The 6,059-nt window shown below is 45.1% G+C and carries 6 protein-coding genes; all 6 read right to left on the minus strand.

Features of this window, described 5'->3' with window-relative positions; genetic code table 11:
* Window positions 1-134 precede the first annotated feature (134 nt).
* The 6 genes from atpB to glyA all read right to left on the minus strand — a co-directional run bounded on the left by atpB (window position 135) and on the right by glyA (window position 5,797).
* Window positions 135-851: a F0F1 ATP synthase subunit A gene (atpB, locus tag HP456_RS18375; RefSeq protein ID WP_172253780.1), complete on the minus strand. Its 717-nt coding sequence runs from the start codon at window positions 849-851 to the stop codon at window positions 135-137.
* Between the two features lie 22 nt (window positions 852-873).
* The gene (locus HP456_RS18380) at window positions 874-1,248 is read right to left on the minus strand and encodes an ATP synthase subunit I (RefSeq protein ID WP_172253781.1); all 375 of its coding nucleotides are present in this window, start codon (window positions 1,246-1,248) and stop codon (window positions 874-876) included.
* Between the two features lie 14 nt (window positions 1,249-1,262).
* The gene (locus tag HP456_RS18385) at window positions 1,263-1,475 is read right to left on the minus strand and encodes an AtpZ/AtpI family protein (RefSeq protein ID WP_172253782.1); all 213 of its coding nucleotides are present in this window, start codon (window positions 1,473-1,475) and stop codon (window positions 1,263-1,265) included.
* A gap of 656 nt (window positions 1,476-2,131) precedes the next feature.
* Complete coding sequence (gene wecB / locus HP456_RS18390; RefSeq protein ID WP_172253783.1) at window positions 2,132-3,280, minus strand: non-hydrolyzing UDP-N-acetylglucosamine 2-epimerase; 1,149 nt, start codon at window positions 3,278-3,280, stop codon at window positions 2,132-2,134.
* Between the two features lie 16 nt (window positions 3,281-3,296).
* A complete protein-coding gene (gene upp, locus HP456_RS18395; RefSeq protein ID WP_172253784.1) occupies window positions 3,297-3,926 on the minus strand; it encodes a uracil phosphoribosyltransferase in 630 nt (209 codons plus the stop codon).
* 629 nt (window positions 3,927-4,555) lie between these two features.
* Entirely contained in the window at window positions 4,556-5,797 is a 1,242-nt protein-coding gene (gene glyA, locus HP456_RS18400) for a serine hydroxymethyltransferase (protein WP_172253786.1), read from the minus strand.
* Window positions 5,798-6,059: the final 262 nt, after the last annotated feature.

Below are 6,059 nucleotides of genomic sequence, written 5' to 3' on the forward strand. Positions count from 1 at the left end.
ATACCTGCTCCAAGTGCTGCTAAACCAACTGCGATTGCTGCTGCGATAAGACTCATTCTAAAGTTCCTCCTTTAATGTATAAGAAAAATGTTTTTTACTATATATGTTTGTCCACCGTAATGAACAGGTATATATTAATGGTCATGACTTACTTTGTGAGCCATATAAACCATTGTTAACATACAGAAAATGAATGCCTGGATTGCCCCGATAAAGATCGAAAACCCTTGCCAAGCAAGCATTGGTGCGATGGCTCCAAGAACGCCGCCGATACCGCCGTTTACGGCCATGCCCGCGATCAGCGCCAGCAGGATTTCACCGGCATAAATGTTCCCGTAAAGTCGAAGACCCAATGTAAGGGTGTTTGCAAACTCCTCAATGACTTTCAGCGGGAATAACCACCACATAGGTGATAAAAAGGTGTCCTTTCCGTATGCACCGAACCCCTTTAATCTGATTCCATAATAATGGGACAGTGCCACGACCATAACCGCCAGTGTCAGTGTGACAGCCGGATCGGCTGTAGGTGATTTCCACCATAGTTCGTGATCATATACAACTGAGAACGGAAGACCCAGCATGTTCGATACGAAGATATACATAATGATGGTAAGTCCCAGGATGTGAAAACGTCCTCCCGTTTTCCAATCCATGTTACTCTTGATGATTCCTTTGACGAAGTCCATGACCCACTCGAAAAAGTTTTGCATTCCAGTCGGATTAAGGGCTAAGCGTCGTGTAGATAAAACCGCGATTAGAAACACAATGGCAGATGCAATCGTGATCATCATCACGTTGGCCAGGTTAAAAGTCAGGCCCATAAAATCGGCTAAAGGTGCTTCATGATTCAAAATACTTCACCTCTCTTCCCCGCTATTTATTAGTTTTAATAGTGCTGAAAAAATAATCTATCATAATGACAATATAAGTCGTCATTAATCCAATAATAAGACTTAGGAGATGAAAAGTTTCGGGAAAGCGGGTTACAATGATAACACCCAAGGCTGCCGCTGCCATCCGCGAAGTCGTTCCGAGGGATCTCACTTTCTTCCCTGCCACAACGGCCTCTCCGAACTTGTCGACTCTCTTTGTCATGCCCCAGTGCATATAAAGGCTTAAAGCCGTTCCTAAAGCTAACCCTAAGAATACTGATTTGTGGTCGGTAAATCCCCAACCCAGGACGTAAACAGCCAGCAGGTACAATATGTATTTCCGCTGTCTATTAAACATTTGATGGAGTTCCGGCATATCTTATTATTCTCCTAAGATAAATGTCGTAAGGTACGAAGCATCGCATAAATTCCTGTTGCTAAACCAAGAAGTAATCCGATGATTAAAAAGAGTGGTGCAGAGTCTGCTTGCTGGTCAATCCACCTGCCCAGAAAAATTCCCACAAGAATGGAACCGACAAGTTGCGACAGGATCGCTGTGTAAATCGCCATTGCTTTATACGGGCTTTGGTTTTTTTGACCCATTTCAACCCTTCCTATTCAAACGAAATTTGAACGTGAGGCAAGCTGTGTAAATGATCGTGAACAACCGATTCCACAAGGTTTTGAGAATTGTGAAAACCTTATCATTTTACATCCTTTGTAAGCATACAATAGGGTATTATCTATGTCAATGAGTTCAAGTTAAAAAGTTCACAACCTCTCCAGGCGTTTGTCGAAAGTTCACATTATTTACATATTTACTAGAAAAGCGGAAGGGCTTTGGTCAGAGGCGGGTGGCATAAGACGAATCGGACGGAAAGGCGTTTTTTGCCTTTTTGGCCGGTTTGACTTATGACATGTGCCTCTAGCCGCCGGAGCTGGACACTAGAAAAGCGGAAGGGCTTTGGTCAGAGGCGGGTGGCATAAGGCGAATCTGCCTGAAAGGCGTTTTTTCCCTTAGGGCCAATTTGATATATGACATACACCTCTAACCTTTAGCTCGACAATCTGGAATAGCAGACGGCCCTGACTTCAATTCTCATTCACACTCTCTTCATTATAAAGAAATACCCATTCACGAGAAACCCTACATTTTAATGTAAATACTTCCATATACCTACAAAAATTATTTTATACACATGAAAAGCCCGTCCCGCACTGCTTTATACCATTAAGCGGTGCGGGACGGGCCTTTGGATTTATTCTGGTTTGAAGGTTTCAGGACGTTCTTGCAACTGGCCGAATTGATAGCGTATCGCTTGGGCAATTCGGTAGGAAGCTTGTCCGTCTCCGTATGGGTTTGTCGCTTTTGACATCTTGCTGTGAGCCTGTTCGTCTGTCAGCAGCTCTTTTGCCAGCTTGTAGATGTTCTCCTCTTCGTTTCCGGCTAATTTTAACGTACCGGCTTCGATTCCTTCAGGACGTTCAGTAGTGTCACGAAGAACCAGTACCGGAACACCAAGGGATGGGGCTTCTTCCTGTACGCCGCCTGAATCGGTAAGGATCAGGTGAGCTCTTGATGCGAAGTTATGGAAATCGATTACGTCCAATGGTTCGATCAAGTGGATACGGCTGTCGTTGCCCAGGACTTCATCCGCCACTTCACGCACGGCAGGATTCAAGTGAACCGGATAAACGACTTGAATGTCATTGTGTTCTTCCACTAAACGCTTGATGGCACGGAACATATTTCTCATCGGCTGACCGAGGTTTTCACGGCGGTGAGCAGTCAAGAGTACAAGACGGTCGCCACCGACCTTTTCAAGCACCTCATGCTTATACTCATCTTTCACCGTTGTCTTCAACGCATCAATTGCTGTATTACCTGTAATGAAAATACCTTCTTCTTTCTTGTTTTCATTCAGCAGGTTGCGGGCAGATTTTTCAGTCGGGGCAAAATGAAGGTCAGCCATGACACCCGTCAGCTGGCGGTTCATTTCTTCCGGGAAAGGAGAATATTTATTCCACGTACGAAGACCCGCTTCGACGTGGCCGACTGAAACCTGATTATAGAAAGCAGCAAGACTTGCCACAAATGTAGTCGTCGTGTCCCCATGAACAAGAACAATATCAGGCTTCGCTTCCTTCATGATTTTATCGAGGCCTTCCAACCCTCGCGTCGTTACATCAACCAGCGTTTGGCGGTCCTTCATAATATTTAGGTCATAATCAGGTGTGATATTAAAGATCGAAAGTACTTGGTCAAGCATTTCACGGTGTTGTGCCGTAACGGTCACAATCGTTTCAAAGCTTTCCGGGTATTTTTTTAATTCAAGAACAAGCGGAGCCATCTTGATGGCTTCCGGTCTCGTTCCAAAAATCGTCATTACCTTAATGGGAGTACTCATGTTCACACAACCTTTCTTATTTCGTGCCAAACAAACGGTCGCCCGCGTCCCCTAGTCCAGGAACGATATAGCCTTTCTCGTTCAGCTTTTCATCAAGTGCCGCTATGTAAATGTCTACATCGGGGTGCTCTGCCTGAATCGCTTCAACCCCTTCAGGACACGCCACCAAACACATGAACGTGATGTTTTTCGCACCGCGTTTTTTCAGGGAATTAATCGCTTCAACAGCAGATCCTCCTGTTGCAAGCATCGGATCTACTAAAATGAATTCGCGTTCTTCCACATCGCTCGGAAGTTTTACATAGTATTCGATTGGTTTAAGAGTCTCTGGGTCACGGTATAACCCGACATGTCCGACTTTTGCTGCCGGAATCAGTTTAAGGATCCCGTCGACCATCCCAAGACCTGCACGCAAAATCGGAACGATCCCCAACTTTTTACCTGTAAGTGTCTTCGCATTCGCTTTGCTCACCGGTGTGTCGACTTCGATGTCTTCAAGTGGCAGTTCACGCGTGATTTCAAATGCCATGAGTGTCGATACTTCATCGACAAGTTCACGGAATTCCTTCGTACCCGTGTTCTTGTCACGGATGAATGTTAACTTATGCTGGATTAATGGATGATCAAATACATATACTTTGCCCATTCGACTCTCTCCTTTTGAATTCGGTTTATGTAAAAAAAGATAGTTACTGTTTTACATCTCTAGTTATTGTACATAAAAGAGGTTTTGAGAGCAATAAAAGTCGGGAGGTGTAATGAAATCGTTATGTTTATGGTTAGTTTTATTAAAAGCGGCTGGATGTGGACCTCTTATTACCTTTTTTGATTTCCCTACATATAGATAGCGAGCTGATTGCCGCTTTTGATTTCCGCGGGTGACCCGTGAGCTTCGGAAACTTCAGGAGGAACTGTCCAGCTGCAGGGCTTAGAGGCACATGACATAAGTCAAACCGACCAAGAAGGCAAAAAACGCCTTCATGTCCGATTCGCCTTATGCCACACGCCTCTCAGCAAAGCCCTTCCGCTTTTCTGATAGGAGTCTTCGTCTTCCACTCCAATCAACGCTGGATTCAACCTAACCATAGTATTGATTTCTACTTGTTCTGCATTCCCCTTTGGCCGTTACACCCATTTTGAAAATTAATACCAATCAACCTGTAATCAAGTGATAACCATAACTATTATGAACAACATCTCTATTAATCTATTTCCCCCACCAAAAAACCTCCCCAAAAGAATCCATTCTTCTGAGGAGGTTACTGTTATCTATTATTATCTTTCAGGATATAAAGCAAATCTGCTTGTCAGGTCTGTTACGCGTTTGCGCGCTTCTTCCAGCTTTGTTTCGTCTTCGTGGTTTTTAAGGGTAAGAGCCATGATGGATGCGATTTCGTCCATGTCTTCTTTTCCAAAACCGCGGGACGTGACTGCCGCTGTTCCGATACGGACTCCGCTTGTGACGAACGGGCTTTCCGGATCGAATGGGATTGTGTTTTTGTTGACCGTGATACCGATGTCATCCAGCACCTTTTCTGCGATTTTACCCGTCAATCCGAGTGAACGAAGGTCGATTAATAGAAGGTGGTTGTCCGAACCGCCTGAAACGAGATCGATGCCTTCTTTTCCTAAGCTTTCACCAAGACGTGCTGCGTTGTCGATGATGTTCTGTGCGTAATCTTTAAAAGAATCCTGCAGTGCTTCACCGAACGATACAGCTTTTGCAGAAATGACGTGCATCAACGGACCGCCTTGAAGTCCAGGGAAGATGGACTTGTCGATCTTCTTGCCGAACTCTTCTTTACAAAGAATCATTCCGCCGCGTGGACCGCGAAGTGTTTTGTGAGTCGTTGTTGTCACGAAATCCGCGTAAGGAACCGGATTCTGGTGTAGACCGGCGGCAACCAGGCCGGCGATGTGAGCCATATCGACCATCAGGTACGCTCCCACTTCATCGGCGATTTCACGGAACTTTGCGAAATCGATTTTTCTAGGATATGCGCTTGCTCCCGCTACAATCAGCTTCGGTTTATTTTCCAATGCTTTTTGGCGAACATCTTCATAATTGATCAGGTGTGTATCCTTGTCGACCCCGTACTCGACGAAGTTATACTGGATCCCACTGAAGTTGACCGGGCTTCCGTGCGTGAGATGCCCGCCGTGGGATAAGTTCATTCCAAGAACCGTATCCCCCTGCTCAAGGATTGTGAAGTAGACTGCCATGTTGGCTTGCGCTCCTGAGTGAGGCTGCACGTTCACATGTTCTGCCCCGAACAACTCCTTCGCTCGATCGCGAGCTAAGTTTTCCGCTACATCGACATGCTCGCACCCGCCATAATAGCGACGACCTGGGTACCCTTCTGCATATTTGTTCGTGAGGACCGAACCTTGTGCTTCCATAACGGCTTCACTGACAAAATTCTCAGATGCAATTAACTCGATTTTTGTACGTTGACGCTCTAATTCATCTTGAATCGCTGCATAAATTTCCGGATCTTGCTTGGCAATCTTACTCATACATATCCCCCTTTTATTCATCGGCCCATTCTAAGCTGCGCCATCTTGATTCATTCAATCTCATTCTAACATGATTCTGCAAAACGCGAAATAAGAACGTGTGGGTAAATTGGAATGTTCGGATTTAGGGAGTTGGCAGGGAATAAAATTGGGGGCTGGTTGGAGCCTGATTGGTCCATCAAGGGTTTTATACCTGGTACAATCAGTTCAATATGTACCTGGTACAACAAAGCGATTCTGTACATGGTAAAAAAACAAAAAT

Origin of the sequence: Bacillus haikouensis (assembly GCF_013179555.1) — a bacterium.
GTDB classification, from domain to species: Bacteria; Bacillota; Bacilli; order Bacillales; family Bacillaceae_B; genus Rossellomorea; species Rossellomorea haikouensis_A.

Coding starts and splice junctions, on each gene's coding strand:
- HP456_RS18380 (WP_172253781.1), bottom strand. CDS start 1,248: ATGCCGGAACTCCATCAAATGTTTAATAGACAGCGGAAATACATATTG.
- HP456_RS18385 (WP_172253782.1), bottom strand. CDS start 1,475: ATGGGTCAAAAAAACCAAAGCCCGTATAAAGCAATGGCGATTTACACA.
- wecB (WP_172253783.1), bottom strand. CDS start 3,280: ATGAGTACTCCCATTAAGGTAATGACGATTTTTGGAACGAGACCGGAA.
- upp (WP_172253784.1), bottom strand. CDS start 3,926: ATGGGCAAAGTATATGTATTTGATCATCCATTAATCCAGCATAAGTTA.
- glyA (WP_172253786.1), bottom strand. CDS start 5,797: ATGAGTAAGATTGCCAAGCAAGATCCGGAAATTTATGCAGCGATTCAA.